This is a genomic window from Mycobacterium sp., assembly GCF_035506235.1.
Taxonomy (GTDB): domain Bacteria; phylum Actinomycetota; class Actinomycetes; order Mycobacteriales; family Mycobacteriaceae; genus Mycobacterium.
On record NZ_DATJPU010000248.1, the window covers coordinates 1 to 13,810 of the forward strand.

Here is a 13,810-nt window from a genome sequence, read left to right on the forward strand (position 1 = left end):
GCTGACCGCGCCGCCGGAGTTGTCGTCGCCGACGTAGGCGACGACCAGGCAACCACCCGGCTCGACCCCGCGCACCCTGGCGTTGTCCAGCGCGTCCCGCAGCGCCTGGGTGAGCTGCTGGCCCTTGATGTAGAGGGTGCGCTTGCCGTCGTCGGCCGGCCCGTCGCGCTGATCAACCTGCAGCGGGATGACGAGTTGCATGCGCGGAGAGCCGTCCGACCAGGTCAGCAGCTGCTTGGTTTGAAAGTCCTTCTGCTGGGCCAGCCGGGGCGCGCCGCTGATGGTCCCCTTGTGGGTGGTGCCCGGCGTCGGGAACTTCAGGGCCGGCGCGGCGGCTCCCCCGAAAATGAAAGCCTCGATGGCGTCGTCTTGACTGGTCATAATTTCCTTCCTTCAACTACGTGATGCGTTGTGTTCGGGCCGCAGCGGGGTAGATGATGGCGTCGTCCTCGGCGCACCACGCGCGCAGGTCTTCGCGGCTGACTGCGTTGCATTCGCTGCACAAGGTGGGGTCGTCGGGTTCGCTGCTGGCGGGCGCATCGCCGCAACCCGCGCACCGGGGGCGCAGCCAGCGAGGGACGAGTCGATGGCACCGCCACGGCGGCCATGAGGCCAGCAGCCCGGCGCCGGGCGATGGCGGCTTAGACTGGCCGCAGGCTCGTTGGCGAGTTCCCAGGCCGGGCGGTCGGTAGCCGCCCGGTTCTTTTTTGTCATTTGCGTGGTCTTTTGGTGCCATCGCCACGCTCACCGCTTTGCGGGCTCGGCGTCCTCTAACCCTTGCGAGGCGAGGAACGCGAGCACGTCGGCGCGCCGCCACACCAATCGCCGGCCCAGCTTGGTGGCCGGGAGTTTGCCGGTTGTGTGCCAGAACCGCCATGTGCTTTCCGGGAGCTTGAACTCCCGCTCCAGGTCGGAGGCGAACATATAATCCATCGCGCGTGCTCCTTGTTTAGGTTGGGCTGTTACTTTGGGTAGTCTGACAGCGCGAGTTGCGAGGGTCAACCAATCTCGCTAAGCTACCTAATGTGGGTAGATCACGGGTGGTCAAAAACCGACTTGGGGACCGCCTCTTCGAGGCGCGTGACGGCCGCGGATGGTCGCGGGCCGAAATGGCTGAGAGGCTCACCGAGCGCGGGTTCCGCTGCCATGCGACCGCGGTTGCGAAGCTGGAAAACAACGAACGGGTTTTGGCGGCCGAAGAGCTGCTCGCTTACGCCGAGGTGTTCGGCTGCTCCACCGATGCCCTGATGGGCCGGCCTGCGTCTCCAGGCGCTGACCGCGATTTCGTGCTGCGCCGGCTGCAGGGGTCGCTCGATGATGCGGCCCGCACGGTGCGGGTTGCGCTGCGTGACGTCGCTGATCGCGTCGCCGAAGCCACGCAGATTGACCTCGATAGCGCCGATACGGAGGTGATCGCCGCCGTCCGGGCGGCGTGCACCACCCTCGACACCGATGCGTTGCAGTTGGCAGCGTGCGGCGGCGCTGTCGCGGAGCGCCGGGCCGGTGACCATCAAGAGTTCCGCGTGCAACGCATTGTGCGGACGGCACGGAAGGATGGCGGCGATGCGTAGAACCCGCAGCAGCGTCGAGGACAGGTGGACGAAGAGCATCCACGTAGACGGCAAGACGGTGAAGGTGCCGTCGGCCAATGCGGGCAAGGGCAAACGCTACCGAGCACGCTACGTCGACAAGCTGGGCACCGAGCACGCCAAAGGCTTCGACCTCAAACGCGACGCCCAAATCTGGCTGGAAAGCCAGGTGTCCACGGTGGTGACCGGCACCCACGTCGCCGCGCGAGACGCCCAGACAACCGTCCAGCAGTGGTGCGATACCTGGCTGGAGGGTTACGCCTCGAAGCGGCCAAACACCGTGCGGTGCGCAAAGGTGCACATCGCCCAGATCACCAAAGAGTTCGGCGGCAAGCAGCTCAACGAGATACGGGCATCGCAGATCAAATCGTGGACCGCGAGGCTCAAGGCTGACGGCCACCAGCCCAGTTACATCTACTCACTGCACAGGCGGCTCACCCAGATCCTCGCCGACGCGCAATACGACGGCCTGCTGGGCCGCAACCCCTGCAGCCGCAAAACCGCGCCGGAGCGCGGCAAGCAGAAACCCTACGTCGCCACCACCGAGCAGATCTGGGCCATCTACGACGCGATGCCCGACCGCTACCGCGCCGCCGTGTTGCTGGGCGCGTTCGCCGGGCTGCGCGTCGCCGAAGTCGCGGGCCTACGGGTAGCGGACGTCAACTTCATGGCCGGGATCGTCCACCCCAAGGTCCAATACGGGGACAAGCCGCTCAAAACGGACGGCAGTGACGCACCGATACCGGTGCCCCGGGAGCTGACGCTTATGCTGTCGGCGTCGGTGAAAAAGTACGGCACCGACCACATGGTCACCAACGCCACCGGGAAGCCGTGCAAGCCGTGGGACATTGAACACGCAATACAAAACATCCGAGGGCAGATCGACGGCCTGCCGGCGAAGTTCACCTTCCATGATTTCCGCCATTACTTCGCCTCGTTGCTGATCGCCGACGGCGCGGACATCAAGACGGTGCAGGCCCGGCTGCGGCACGCGTCGGCCAGCACCACCTTGGATACCTATTCGCATCTGTGGCCGGACGCCGACGAGAGCACGCGGACGGCGGTCGGCAAAGTCATCAAGGCGCGGAGGAAAACTGCTGCGGACGGACTGCGGACGGAAGGGTCGTCGTGAACGTGTTTGAGCAGGTCAGACCGGTTAGCTGGCGTCGTGGTTGGAGTACACCTTGAAGTCGCGGACAGCCGGAACGACTTTGCCCCCGGATGCGGCGCGTCGGGCAAGGGACGACGGGTGGCGGCGCATCGCCGCGCGACGCTCCCGCTCTTGGCGGCGAGCCGCAATCCACGCCGGATGAGATTGAAGGAAAATGACCGTGCCCCCCGATGCATCCGCCACGATTTCAACTCCTCCCGAGCAACCTGCAAAACCTATCAACAGTGGTTATCGGTTCGTGATTCCAGAATGCCCTGCGAATCCTGAGACCAAACCACGCACCAAGGTGAGAATTGGCCATGAATTAGGGCGTATTCCAAAACCACTGCCCGCCGTCGTCCGATTTCAGCCGGCGGCGATCCACACCCTAGCGACGGCCACCGACATTTCCCGTTTCGCGCCCGGACGGCGCCGGCTGCTATCGTGCCTTGCTTATGCCGGAGATCGACCGCCGCCGCGTCATGCTGACTGCCGGGATCGGAGTGCTGGCAGCCGTGCTGCCGGTTCCCGAGGCCCGGGCCTACCCGCGCCGACCGGGAGCGCCCGACGCCCCGCCGCCCGCTGCGCCCAGCGGCCAGACCGGGGGCTACATCTTCCAGGACGAATTCGACGGGCCGGCCGGCTCGGCTCCCGATGCGTCGAAGTGGGCGGTGGCGAAGGCCCGCGAGACGATCAAGGACCCGACGTACTGGGAACGTCCGGAGAACATCGGGCAGTACCGCGACGATCGCCGCAATGTGTTTCTCGACGGCAACTCCAACCTGGTCCTGCGCGCCGCGAAAGATGGTCCCACCTACTACAGCGGCAAGGTCCAGAGCCTGTGGCGTGGCGGTGTCGGCCACACGTGGGAGGCCCGGATCAAGCTCAATTGCCTGACCGCCGGCGCCTGGCCCGCGTATTGGCTGGGCAACGAGGACCAGGGCGAAATCGACGTCATGGAGTGGTACGGCAACCGCAACTGGCCCTCGGCCACCACCGTGCACGCCAAGGCGAATGGCGGCGAGTGGAAGACCCACAACACCGCGGTGGACAGCGCCTGGCACACCTGGCGCACCCAGTGGGACGAGGCCGGCATCCGGTTCTGGAAGGACTACGCCGACGGGGCTCAACCGTACTTCGACGTTCCGGCGAGTTCGCTGCCGGATTGGCCGTTCAACGGCCCCGGCTACACCGTTTTCCCGGTCTTCAACCTCGCGGTCGCCGGTTCGGGCGGCGGCGACCCCGGATCGGGAACCTATCCCGCGGACATGCTCATCGACTGGATACGAGTCTGGTAGCCGGCCGGCGCTCGGCCGAATTTCAGGCAGGGTGGCCGAATTCGAGCAGGGTGTAGGCCCCGCGGAAACGCTTTGTAGGGCCGAACTGCCAGAACGCGGGGAACAGGGTCCCGAAAAACAGGCCCCGCCCTTTCGGCATCGGTATGTCGTGCACGGCCCGCACTCCCGGCATGGTGTTCGCCAGGTCCGCCAGTTGACGCACCGACAGGCTGAAGGGCATCGGTGGCACCCGGTAGCGCCGGGACGACATCATCCCCCTCGGTGCCAGCCTTTTGACGAAGACCGGCGGCAGGTCGAAAAACATCTGCCCGCCCGGAAACCGTTTGGCGCATTCTGCGATCAGCCCCATGGCGTCGTGCGGTTGCAGGTACATCAGGAGACCCTCCGCGGTGATGAATACGCCGGTGCCGCTGTCGACCAAGGGCATCCAGCTATAGTCGAGAGCCGACTGTGCCAGCTGAGTGATCCGCGGGGAATCCGGCAACACGCGCTGCCGAAGTTGGATAACCGGAGGCAGGTCTACCGACATCCAATGGAATCGCGCCTGTGGCAGTGCGTCATTCAGACGCCAGAAGCTGGTTTGGAGGCCTTCTGCGAGGGCGACGACCGTTGCGTCGGGACGCTTGGTGAGATACCTGATTGCGCACCCGTCGACGGCCAGTGAGCGCAGCGCCATCTCTTGGCCTTTGCGCCCGAATTTTTCGAAATCGAAGTCGATCGACTCGACGAGCTTGATCGCCATCGGGTCGTCGATGATCGGGGCCGGGCGGGCCGCCTGGTGGGCGCGGCCGTAGAGGGTCAGAAGTGCGGTCTCCGAGACGCCCGTCAGCATGCCGGCGTCGACCTTGTCGTTGGCTCGGCTCATTCAGGCCAAACTACCCGCAGCAACTGCGGGCGGGCCCCGGCGTCATCGCCGAAACAGGTAGCGCACAACGGAGAGCAAGATCGTCGCCACGACCGAGATCAGCAACATCGATACCCAGGGAATGTAGATGCGCACGTTGTCGCGTTCGATCCGGATGTCACCCGGGAGGCGGCCGAACCACGACAGGCCACCGGCCCAAATCAGCGCGCCGAGAACCACGAGAATCAGGCCGGCCACTACGACGATCGGCCCTATGTTTCTTTCCATCACATCCCTTCACCGAGGAGGTCTGACCGAAGTAGCGCGGTCGCGCTCCAGACGCTGCCCCCGCCCGGGCGACGCGGGTCCGGCTGGGGCAGCCAGGTCATCGGGCGCATCCGCAGCGGCAAGCGACCGAACCGGTGCGCGGCGACGTAGAGCGCTTGCACGTCCACGGCGCGCCAGCCGAGGTCTTCGAAGAAGGCCAATCCGTTCTCGGGCGCGAACTTGAACGGCGCGTTCTGGAGCATGCCGGCCATCCTCTTGTTCATCGTCTTTTTCAGGCCGGGCCCGGGGAAGTCGAGCATCCACCAGGCGATCTCGGGTCGTGTGAACGCCGCCGACAGCGCGACGACGTCGCTTTCTTCCAGATACACCAGCAGGCCTTCGGTCAGCACCAGCGCTTTGCCGGCGCCGGCCAGCGCCTCATCGAGAAAGGCGCCTCGGGCCGCGGCGTCGGCCAGGTCGACGGCGGTCCGCGTCAACCGGCATCGCGGCGCCTGGTCGGCCAGCAGCCGCGCCTTCTCCTCGAGCAACCCGGGCAGATCCGCCTCCACCCACGTCAGTTCGGCCGGCAGCTCCAGGCGGTACGGCCGCGTGTCCAAACCCGCGGCCAGGTTCAGCACCCGGTCACAGCCGCCGGCGATCGCTTCGGCGATGGCGTCGTCGATGATCTTGGTGCGCGCGACGAGCCACCAGCCGTTGCGCGTCGACCACGGCACGTTGGCGACGATTTCGCGGCCGTGTTCGCCCGCGAGACGCTCGGCGAGCGGGTCGGTGAACAGCGCGTCGGGGCGGGCCGATTCGGTCGCCCGGTGGAGCGCCGTCCACCGGGCCGTGTCGGAAACGTGGGTGATCGTGTGCCTGGCGGCTGGCATACGTGGGTTATAGCAGGAGTCCCGTCGCGCTATTGACCGGCCTTGCCCCCGGCGAGCCACGCGGCGGTCACCCGGCGGGTCTGGGGCGGTGGAAGGGCGGCGTCGGGCGCGCCGAGCTGACCGACTTTGACCGTCCACGCCGGCGACGAGCGGTCGATGTACGTCCCGGCGCCCTGGCTGGGCAGCCACAGCACCGCGGGGTTGGCGCCGCCGTCGGGGCCGCATCCGTAAACGCCGACATACCCGTCGGCGCGGCCGCCCCACGCGCCGCCGTTGCGGAACAGGCAATGCGTGCCATCGTCGAGGGTCAGCGCGAAGGGGTCCGGCGTCGCGGCGGGCTGCACCGGCGGGAGCTGACCGCCATAGCTCACCCGATGCAGCCGCTTGGCCCACGGATCGTCCACGCACAGCAGTGATCCGGGCGTCGACGGCCAGCAAGTGCCGGCGCCGGCCGCGGTCGGCGAGCAGTAGTACACGTCGTCGGCCACCGCCGACGGCGAGGGCGTACTGCAGTCGGTGACGGTGGCGACGTTGCCCTCCGGCGGTGTCTCCCGGTAACCGTTGATCGGCTGGCCATTGGGGCCGACGGCCACGACGGTGATCTGCTGGGTGGGTGGCGGATCTGCGGCTGCCGATCCGGGCCGCGACAGGGCTGCCGCTGTCAACACTGTCAGCACCGCGATGGGGACCACGTTCATCGAGCCAATTTTGCGTCCGGCTGACCTGTTTTTGAAGGGCAGAGCCGCATGTCCCGACCGCCGGTCCAGTACCGTGCGCTTATGTCCGATCGAAACCGCCGCTTCCTGCTCCGCGAACGCCCCACCGGGCGCATCGGCCCCGACACCTTCGAGCTGAGCGAGGAGGCCGTACCCGAGATCGGCGACGGCGAGGCGCTGGTGCGTGTCGACTGGATATCGCTCGACCCCACGAACCGCATGTGGATCAACGACACGCCGACGTACCTGCCGCCGGTGGGCATCGGCGAAGTCATGCGCGCGGCCGGTCTCGGCGAGGTTGTCGCGTCGAAGAATCCGAACTTTGCGGTCGGACAGACCGTGCAGGGTCTGCTCGGCTGGCAGGAGTACGCGGTCATCTCGCCCGCGGCGTTCGTCCTCCCTCTCGAGGTCGCCGAGGGCATTTCGCCGAGCGCCTACCTGGGTGCGCTGGGGACGACCGGGCTGACCGCATGGATCGGCATCCGCGACATCGCCAAGCCGAAGCCGGGCGAGACGGTCGTGGTCTCGGCCGCGGCGGGCGCGGTCGGGTCGGTCGCCGGACAGCTCGCCAAGGCCGACGGCGCGCGCGTCGTCGGGATCGCCGGGGGGCCCGAAAAGTGCGCCCTGCTCACCGACCAGCTCGGCTTCGACGCCGCCGTCGACCATCGCGCCGACGACTGGGCCGCGCAGCTCGCCGCGGCGACCCCCGATGGCATCGACGTGGACTTCGAGAACGTCGGCGGCGACATCATGGACGCGGTCTTCGCACGGCTCAACATCCGCGCCCGCGTCGCGCTGTGCGGCCTGATCTCCGGCTACAACGCGGCCGATCCGCCGCCGGGACCGCGTGCGTTCGGGAATCTGCTCATCCAGCGCGCGACGGTGCAGGGTTTCATCGTCCTCGACCACCTCGGCCGGGCGCCGGAGGCGACCAGCGGGATCGCCGGCCTGATCGCCGAGGGCAGGCTCACGCCGCTCGAGACGGTCGTCGAGGGCTTCGAGCAGCTGCCGACGGCGATCAACATGCTGTTCGACGGCAAGAACGTCGGCAAGCTCGTGGTGAAGATCCACCACGACGCTGCTCACTGACGAGGACGTCTCACTTTTCATGGGCCCGGGGCGGACGATCTCGCACGCCTGACGCCGCCCCCGGCCGGAGTTGTTGGGATCGGTAGCCGGTCGGGCGGTCTGTACTTGCCGCAACGACGACGCCAACCAGGCGGCGCCCCGTGAAAGGAAGTCAGACAATGAAGCTCGTACCCGCCAACATCGAAGAGCAGATCAACCGCGTCGACCGTCAGCGCAGCCTGTACATCGGGATCGCCACCGGCCTGGTTGCGGCCTGGAGCCTGATCCGGCTGATCTGGGTGCTCTACCTCGGTTTGACGTTCGGCTGGTTCTTCGGGGCCATGGCCGTCCAGCTGGTGCTGTGGGGCGTGGTCGGCGCCATCGCGGGGATCGCGAGCGTCGGGTTCCTGACCCGCTACTCCAAGGGGAGTTGAACCGGGTCCGCCGGAACTGGAAAGTCCCGAATCCGCTTGGGATTCGGGACTTTTCCCGTTGCCGCGCTCAGCGCAACTGCTGGATGCGGATGAGGTTGCCCGCCGGATCGCGCACGGCGCAGTCGCGGAGCCCGTATGGCTGTTCGGTTGGCTCCTGGACGATTTCGGCGTCGGAGGCCTGCAGCCGCTCGAAGGCGCCGTCGAGGTCCTTGGTGGCCAGCAGCAGCATCGCGTAGGTGCCCTTGGCCATCATCTGGGCGATGGTGCGGCGCTCGTCGTCGGTGATGCCCGGGTTGGCGGCCGGCGGGTTCAGCACGATGGACGTGCCCGGCTGACCCGGGGGGCCGACCGTGATCCAGCGCATCTTGCCCTGCCCGACGTCGAGGCGGACCTCGAAGCCGAGGGTGTCGCGGTAGAACGCCAGGGAGGCGTCCGGGTCGTCGTGGGGAAGGAAGCTCGAGTGAATCGTGATGTCCATGAGACGTCAGGCTAGGTGCGGGCCGGTGGCGGACGCTTCTCGATTCCTGATCGGTCTGGTCACCTGCTTGGCGACGCACGGCGGGATGCCCGCGGCCGCGGGCGCCCCCTGGCGCCGGTACGCGCTGGGCGGCATGCCGACCAGCTCGGTGAACCGGGTGCTGAAGGTGCCCAGCGATGAGCAGCCGACCGCGAAGCAGACCTCGGTCACGCTGAGGTCGCCGCGACGCAGCAGCGCCATCGCCCGTTCGATGCGCCGCGTCATCAGGTAGGAGTATGGCGATTCGCCGTAGGCGCGCCGGAATTCGCGGCTGAGGTGCCCGGCGGACATGTGCACGCCGCGGGCGAGCGCCTCGACGTCGAGCGGTTGCGCGTAGTCCCGGTCGATCCGGTCGCGGACACGACGCAGCAGCGCGAGGTCACGCAGTTGCCGCTCGGCGGAGCTATCGGTCACCCCGGCTATGTTGCCACCATCACCCGGCGGGCCCCGAGACTTAAGCCGGCGCGATTCACGTCGGCGTTTTCTTCGCAACCGGTTATGTGTCGCGCGCGCCGCGACCACGGACGCCAAGGTCGTCGCCGGCCGCCGTGGAGGCCGCGGCGCGCGTCGTCAAACCCGTTGCGCCGTAATGGCTTAGCCGACCAGTTCCGGGTGGAACTTCGCCGCCATGCGGCGCAACCCGTCCTGCCAGTCGACCTTTGTGCCACCGATGAGCTCGTGCATCCGCGCCCCGTCGGTGGGATTGCCCCGCAGCGCGTGCGCGCTCTCCTCGAATACCGGCTCCTTGCCGACGAGCGAACCCAGGTAGCCGCACCAGTCCTGGAGGCTGACGGCCTCGTCGCCGCACCAGTTCACCGTGGTCGCCGGGACCGACGCGGCCTCGAGCAGCTTGGGGACGGTCGCGATGATGTCGTCCTCGTGGATCGGGTTGTAAAGGGCCGGTCCGCCCGGCGGGACCGGGATCGGGATGCCCGCCAGCATCATCTCCATGTGGTAGTACGGCCACCCGCCGTTGTTGCCGTAGGGCACGTTGAGCCGGGCGATGGTCGTCGGCACGTCGAGCATGCGCGCCATCGACCGGGCGACGACCTCCCCCGCGATCTTGGAGATCGAATAGGTGGGAAACAAGAACTTGTGGTTGTCGCCGAGGGCGGCTTGCTCGGTGCGGGCTTCGTCGTCGGGCGGGTCGTAGACGGCCGCCGAGGAGCAGTGCAGGAAGGCTTCCGCCCCGCGGCAGTGGGCCATCAGCAGGCCGACCGACTCCGCGTTGGCCCCGAGGTCCTTGTCCCAATTCCCGCTCTTGGCCACCGCCAGGTTGAGGACGTAGTCGAAATCGTCCGGGACACCGGCGAAGTCACCGGCCGCCAGGTCGACCGCCTGGCACCGAATCCCCGCCTTCTCGAGGCCTTCTCGTGCGGCGGGGTTGCTGAAGCGGGCGATGCCCCACACCTCGTTTTCGGCCGCCAGCGCCAGGGCGATGGGGGTGGCGAGTTGACCGGTCGGACCTGTGATCAAGATCTTTGAGCCGCGCATGCGCTGATAGTAGGCGTTGGCGGCCGCCGCTTCTCATTCCAGGCGAGCTCAACCCCGGTGTTCGTGCTTTCGCGGCATCCGGGCGACGATCACTGGTATCCGCGCGGAGTTGACAACTGCCCGACTGACCGAGCCCAGCTGCATGCCGGCGAATCCGCCGCGGCCGTGGCTGCCGACAACCAGAAGCTGAGCCGCCTCAGCCTGTTCCAGAAGCCGGGGTGCTGGTCGATCACTCACGACGACCCGCTGCACGGCGACGTCCGGGTAGCGCTCTTGCCAGCCCGACAAACGTTCGGCGAGAACTTCTTCCTCGCGGGTCTGGAAATTCGCCCATTCGATCGGCGCCTGCCCGGGCCGTCCGAAATCAAGGGGACCCATGTCGCTCCAGGCGTGCAGCGCCACCAGTCCTACGCCCCGGCGAGACGCTTCATCGAAGGCTATCCGGGTCGCCAATTCCGAGGTCGGTGAGCCGTCGACACCGACTACCACGGGGGCTTTGAACGATACTGCCGCCAGCACATCATCATCGTGGACGACGGCAACCGGGCAGTGCGCGTGATACACCAGACCGGAGCTGACCGAGCCCAACAGGGCCCGGGACACCGTCCCCTGACCGCGGCAGCCCACAACGACCATGTCGGCATGCTCGGAAAGGCTCACGAGGGTGGGAAGTATCGGCGCATAGATGACTTCGCTGCTCACTTCGGACGAGCGACTCGGCGAGCCGGTCTCGACGGCCGTCTTATGAGCCTCCTCGAGGAGGTGGTGCGCTTGATCCTGCTGCCGGGACGAGTAGTCCGCGGGCAGCGGGGTGGCCGGGATAAATCCGGTGAATTCCGGTACCGGCGGCGCGATGTGCACCAGTCTGAGCGGGACACTGCGCATCTCTGCGTCCCGTGCGGCCCACTCCACCGCCGCAATCGACGGCCGCGAGCCATCGACACCGACCACGATTCCAGTGTGTTCAGGTGACATCCCAGCTCTCCTTCCCGAAGGCATAGCTAGACCACAGTGCGCGCCGAGCCATGCGCGATGAGGCTTGACGCTATGCATGTCCGGGCCTCGCCACAGGAGGCGTAAGTCCCTATCCATCGGGCACTACAGCCTGCACACGACGGCAGACTTTCGCGCATTGTGCTCATTCGCGCGGTACTGTCTCTGCATGGCCGCCCGGGGTCGCATCGACTTGCGGCTCGCCACCCAGGTGATGCTGCTGCAGCTGGTCATCGTGACGCTGACGTTGATCATCGCGTTCGGGATGTTCGCGTGGTTCAATCGGCAGCGCCTGGACAGCCAATACCACGTCCACGCGTTGGATATCGCTCGTGTGGTGGCGTCGTCGCCGACCGTCATCAGCAACATCTCCCGCTACGACGATCCCGCCCTGACGGCAAGCCCCGCACTGACCGACGAGCTCGCGGCCGGTCCGATCGAGAGCGTCGCGTCGCGTGTTGAGCAGCGTACGCATGTGCGGTTCGTGGTCATCGGCAGCACGCACGGCGTCAGGCTCGCGGATCCCGACCGCAGCAGGTTGGGCGCCCATATCCAGGCGGACATCTCGCAGCCGGTTGCCGGGCACGAGGTGGTGTCGCACGACGCCACGGTTTTCGGGCGGGCGATCGTCGCCAAAGTCCCGGTGCTGGAACCCGTTTCGAACCGCGTCCTGGGCGTGGTCATCGTTGGTTTCTCCACCAAAGCGTTCGATGACCAGTTCTCGAAGAACCTGCGCGTGCTCGGCGCGATGGGTGGCGTCCTCCTGCTGATCGGTGTCGCCGGCTCGGTGGTACTGGCCCGCCGGTGGCGGGGGTTGACCCTGGGTTTGCGGCCGGCCGAGATCACCGAGCTGGTGCGCAGTCAGGCGGCTGTGCTGCAGGGCATCGGCGAGGGCGTGCTGGCGGCCGACTCGTCGTGGAAGACCACCTTCGTCAACGACGAGGCGTGCCGGCTGCTCGAAATCGATAACGAACCCGGACGCCGGGTCGACGAGCTCGGGCTGACCCCGCGCGTGCTCGACGTGTTCAAGGCCGCCGACGCGACCCTCACGCTGGCCACGGTGGGCGAGCGCATCGTCGTGGTTTCGGCGCGGCCGGTAGTGCGAGAAGGGCGCCAGCTGGGAACGGTTTTGGTGGTCCGGGACCGAACCGATGTGGAGTCGCTCACCCGGCAGCTCGACGCGGTGCAGGTGATGAGCACGGTGTTGCGCGCCCAGCGCCACGAGTTCGCCAACCGGCTGCACCTGCTGACCGGGCTGTTGCACGGCGGTCACGTCGACGAGGGGCTGCAATATCTCGAGGAGCTGCTGGGGTCGGGCCCGCTGGGCTCCGCGCTACCCGGCATCGACGCCATCCGCGACGCGTACCTGCAGGCGTTCCTGGCCGCCAAGGGCGCGGCCGCCCGCGAAGCCGGCGTGACGCTCACCATCGGTGAAAACACCTGGGTGCCCGGCCGGCTCATCCTGCCGGTCGACGTGACCACGGTCCTCGGGAACTTGCTCGACAATGCCATCGACGCGGTCCGGATGAGCGAGGGGCGCGGTCAAAATGAACTAAAAGAGGTGGAAGTCGAGCTGCTGCAAGAGGGTACGACGCTGCACATCACGGTGGCCGACAGCGGCGACGGCGTCGCGCCCGGCTTCGTCGACCAGCTCTTCACCGAGGGGACCACGACCAAGCCGGACTCCGGCATACCGGGCGGGCGGGGTATCGGGCTTGCGTTGTCGCGCCAGATCACCCGCGCGCTCGGTGGCGATCTTCTGCTGGCCAGCGCCGGCAACGCGGAGCTGCGGCTGCGCGGCGCGGAGTTCATCGCCCGGCTGCCGGGCGTGATGGTTGAGGAGGCGCAATGGGCGACGCAGACCTGACCGTGCTGGTGGTCGACGACGACTTCCGGGTCGCCAATATGCACGCCGGGGTCGTCAACACGCTTCCCGGGTTCACCGTGACCGCCACGGTGAACACGCTCGAAGGCGCGCGCAAGGCGCTCGCCGAGGCGCCCGACATCGACCTCGCCCTGGTCGACGTGTACCTGCCCGATGGTTCCGGAATCGACTTGGTCCGCGAATTGCACGGCGACAGCATGGTATTGACGGCGGCGACCGAGGCGGCCACGATTCGCGCGGCCATGTCGGCGGGGGCGCTGAGCTACCTCGTCAAGCCGTTCGCGACCACCGAGCTGGCCGCGAGGCTCGCGGGCTACGCCCGCTACCGCAAGATTCTGGCCGGCTCCGACCTGAGCTCCGGTGACGTGGACGCGGCGCTGGACGCGCTGCGTCCCAAAGTCGCTCCCCCGGCGCCCGCCACCATCGCGGCCTCCTCCACCAAACAGCTTGTGCTGCAAGCGTTGCGCACGTCGGATCAGGCGATGTCGGCGGCGGAGGTGTCCGCGGCGATCGGGATTTCGCGGGCAACCGCCCAGCGGTACCTGGCGGCGCTGGCCACCACGGGTGACGTCAGCGTCGGATTGCGCTACGGCACCACCGGACGGCCCGAACAGGAGTTCGCCGCGGCCGACAAGCGGCGACCGCGCCCACCCCGCTGAGGGGCG

17 protein-coding genes are annotated in these 13,810 nt (G+C 67.5%); 7 read left to right on the forward strand and 10 right to left on the reverse strand.

Annotation, left to right across the window (positions count from 1 at the left end):
- A partial coding sequence (locus VMD50_RS22130) for a hypothetical protein (RefSeq protein WP_325430730.1) occupies nucleotides 1-381 on the reverse strand: 381 nt, incomplete at its 3' end.
- A 363-nt stretch (nucleotides 382-744) separates the two neighbouring features.
- Nucleotides 745-933 (reverse strand): helix-turn-helix domain-containing protein, encoded by a 189-nt coding sequence (locus VMD50_RS22135; RefSeq protein ID WP_325430732.1) that lies wholly within the window; start codon nucleotides 931-933, stop codon nucleotides 745-747.
- 107 nt (nucleotides 934-1,040) lie between these two features.
- Between VMD50_RS22135 and VMD50_RS22140 the strand changes: the two genes are divergently transcribed.
- From VMD50_RS22140 to VMD50_RS22150, 3 genes are all read left to right on the forward strand, one after another.
- Nucleotides 1,041-1,571 carry a helix-turn-helix domain-containing protein gene (locus tag VMD50_RS22140; RefSeq protein WP_325430734.1) on the forward strand — a complete coding sequence of 177 codons (531 nt, stop codon included), beginning with the start codon at nucleotides 1,041-1,043 and terminating at the stop codon, nucleotides 1,569-1,571.
- Nucleotides 1,564-2,721 carry a tyrosine-type recombinase/integrase gene (locus VMD50_RS22145; protein WP_325430736.1) on the forward strand — a complete coding sequence of 386 codons (1,158 nt, stop codon included), beginning with the start codon at nucleotides 1,564-1,566 and terminating at the stop codon, nucleotides 2,719-2,721. Before VMD50_RS22140 ends, VMD50_RS22145 begins: the two co-directional genes overlap by 8 nt.
- Nucleotides 2,722-3,194: 473 nt before the next feature.
- Nucleotides 3,195-4,037: a glycoside hydrolase family 16 protein gene (locus tag VMD50_RS22150; RefSeq protein WP_325430738.1), complete on the forward strand. Its 843-nt coding sequence runs from the start codon at nucleotides 3,195-3,197 to the stop codon at nucleotides 4,035-4,037.
- Nucleotides 4,038-4,059: 22 nt separating this feature from the next.
- Here VMD50_RS22150 and VMD50_RS22155 read toward each other — a convergent pair whose 3' ends face one another.
- Genes VMD50_RS22155 through VMD50_RS22170 form a run of 4 tightly spaced genes read right to left on the reverse strand, consistent with a single transcriptional unit; the run spans nucleotide 4,060 to nucleotide 6,736 of the window.
- On the reverse strand, nucleotides 4,060-4,902 hold the full coding sequence (locus tag VMD50_RS22155) for a class I SAM-dependent methyltransferase (protein WP_325430740.1): 843 nt from the start codon (nucleotides 4,900-4,902) through the stop codon (nucleotides 4,060-4,062).
- A gap of 42 nt (nucleotides 4,903-4,944) precedes the next feature.
- Nucleotides 4,945-5,169 carry a DUF2905 domain-containing protein gene (locus tag VMD50_RS22160; protein ID WP_325430742.1) on the reverse strand — a complete coding sequence of 75 codons (225 nt, stop codon included), beginning with the start codon at nucleotides 5,167-5,169 and terminating at the stop codon, nucleotides 4,945-4,947.
- Nucleotides 5,169-6,038 (reverse strand): class I SAM-dependent methyltransferase, encoded by an 870-nt coding sequence (locus VMD50_RS22165; RefSeq protein WP_325430744.1) that lies wholly within the window; start codon nucleotides 6,036-6,038, stop codon nucleotides 5,169-5,171. The genes VMD50_RS22160 and VMD50_RS22165 overlap by 1 nt, the downstream gene beginning before the upstream one ends.
- Before the next feature lie 29 nt (nucleotides 6,039-6,067).
- Entirely contained in the window at nucleotides 6,068-6,736 is a 669-nt protein-coding gene (locus VMD50_RS22170; protein ID WP_325430746.1) for a hypothetical protein, read from the reverse strand.
- Nucleotides 6,737-6,817: 81 nt separating this feature from the next.
- Between VMD50_RS22170 and VMD50_RS22175 the strand changes: the two genes are divergently transcribed.
- Both VMD50_RS22175 and VMD50_RS22180 read left to right on the forward strand, forming a co-directional pair.
- Nucleotides 6,818-7,843, forward strand: a complete 1,026-nt coding sequence (locus VMD50_RS22175; RefSeq protein WP_325430748.1) for an NADP-dependent oxidoreductase — start codon at nucleotides 6,818-6,820, stop codon at nucleotides 7,841-7,843.
- A gap of 158 nt (nucleotides 7,844-8,001) precedes the next feature.
- Nucleotides 8,002-8,256: a hypothetical protein gene (locus tag VMD50_RS22180; RefSeq protein WP_325430750.1), complete on the forward strand. Its 255-nt coding sequence runs from the start codon at nucleotides 8,002-8,004 to the stop codon at nucleotides 8,254-8,256.
- A gap of 67 nt (nucleotides 8,257-8,323) precedes the next feature.
- On the opposite strand, the gene VMD50_RS22185 is transcribed toward VMD50_RS22180, so the two are convergent.
- The 4 genes from VMD50_RS22185 to VMD50_RS22200 all read right to left on the reverse strand — a co-directional run bounded on the left by VMD50_RS22185 (nucleotide 8,324) and on the right by VMD50_RS22200 (nucleotide 11,242).
- A complete protein-coding gene (locus VMD50_RS22185) occupies nucleotides 8,324-8,734 on the reverse strand; it encodes a VOC family protein (protein ID WP_325430752.1) in 411 nt (136 codons plus the stop codon).
- A gap of 6 nt (nucleotides 8,735-8,740) precedes the next feature.
- A complete protein-coding gene (locus VMD50_RS22190) occupies nucleotides 8,741-9,187 on the reverse strand; it encodes a helix-turn-helix transcriptional regulator (RefSeq protein ID WP_325430754.1) in 447 nt (148 codons plus the stop codon).
- Nucleotides 9,188-9,367: 180 nt separating this feature from the next.
- Nucleotides 9,368-10,267 carry an NAD-dependent epimerase/dehydratase family protein gene (locus VMD50_RS22195; protein ID WP_325430756.1) on the reverse strand — a complete coding sequence of 300 codons (900 nt, stop codon included), beginning with the start codon at nucleotides 10,265-10,267 and terminating at the stop codon, nucleotides 9,368-9,370.
- A 48-nt stretch (nucleotides 10,268-10,315) separates the two neighbouring features.
- A complete protein-coding gene (locus VMD50_RS22200; RefSeq protein ID WP_325430757.1) occupies nucleotides 10,316-11,242 on the reverse strand; it encodes a universal stress protein in 927 nt (308 codons plus the stop codon).
- A 187-nt stretch (nucleotides 11,243-11,429) separates the two neighbouring features.
- Here VMD50_RS22200 and VMD50_RS22205 point away from each other — a divergent pair, with 187 nt between their 5' ends.
- Together VMD50_RS22205 and VMD50_RS22210 are read left to right on the forward strand one after the other, a co-directional pair.
- Nucleotides 11,430-13,127, forward strand: a complete 1,698-nt coding sequence (locus VMD50_RS22205) for a sensor histidine kinase (RefSeq protein ID WP_325430759.1) — start codon at nucleotides 11,430-11,432, stop codon at nucleotides 13,125-13,127.
- Entirely contained in the window at nucleotides 13,109-13,804 is a 696-nt protein-coding gene (locus VMD50_RS22210) for a response regulator (RefSeq protein WP_325430761.1), read from the forward strand. The genes VMD50_RS22205 and VMD50_RS22210 overlap by 19 nt, the downstream gene beginning before the upstream one ends.
- The last annotated feature ends 6 nt before the right edge of the window (nucleotides 13,805-13,810 follow it).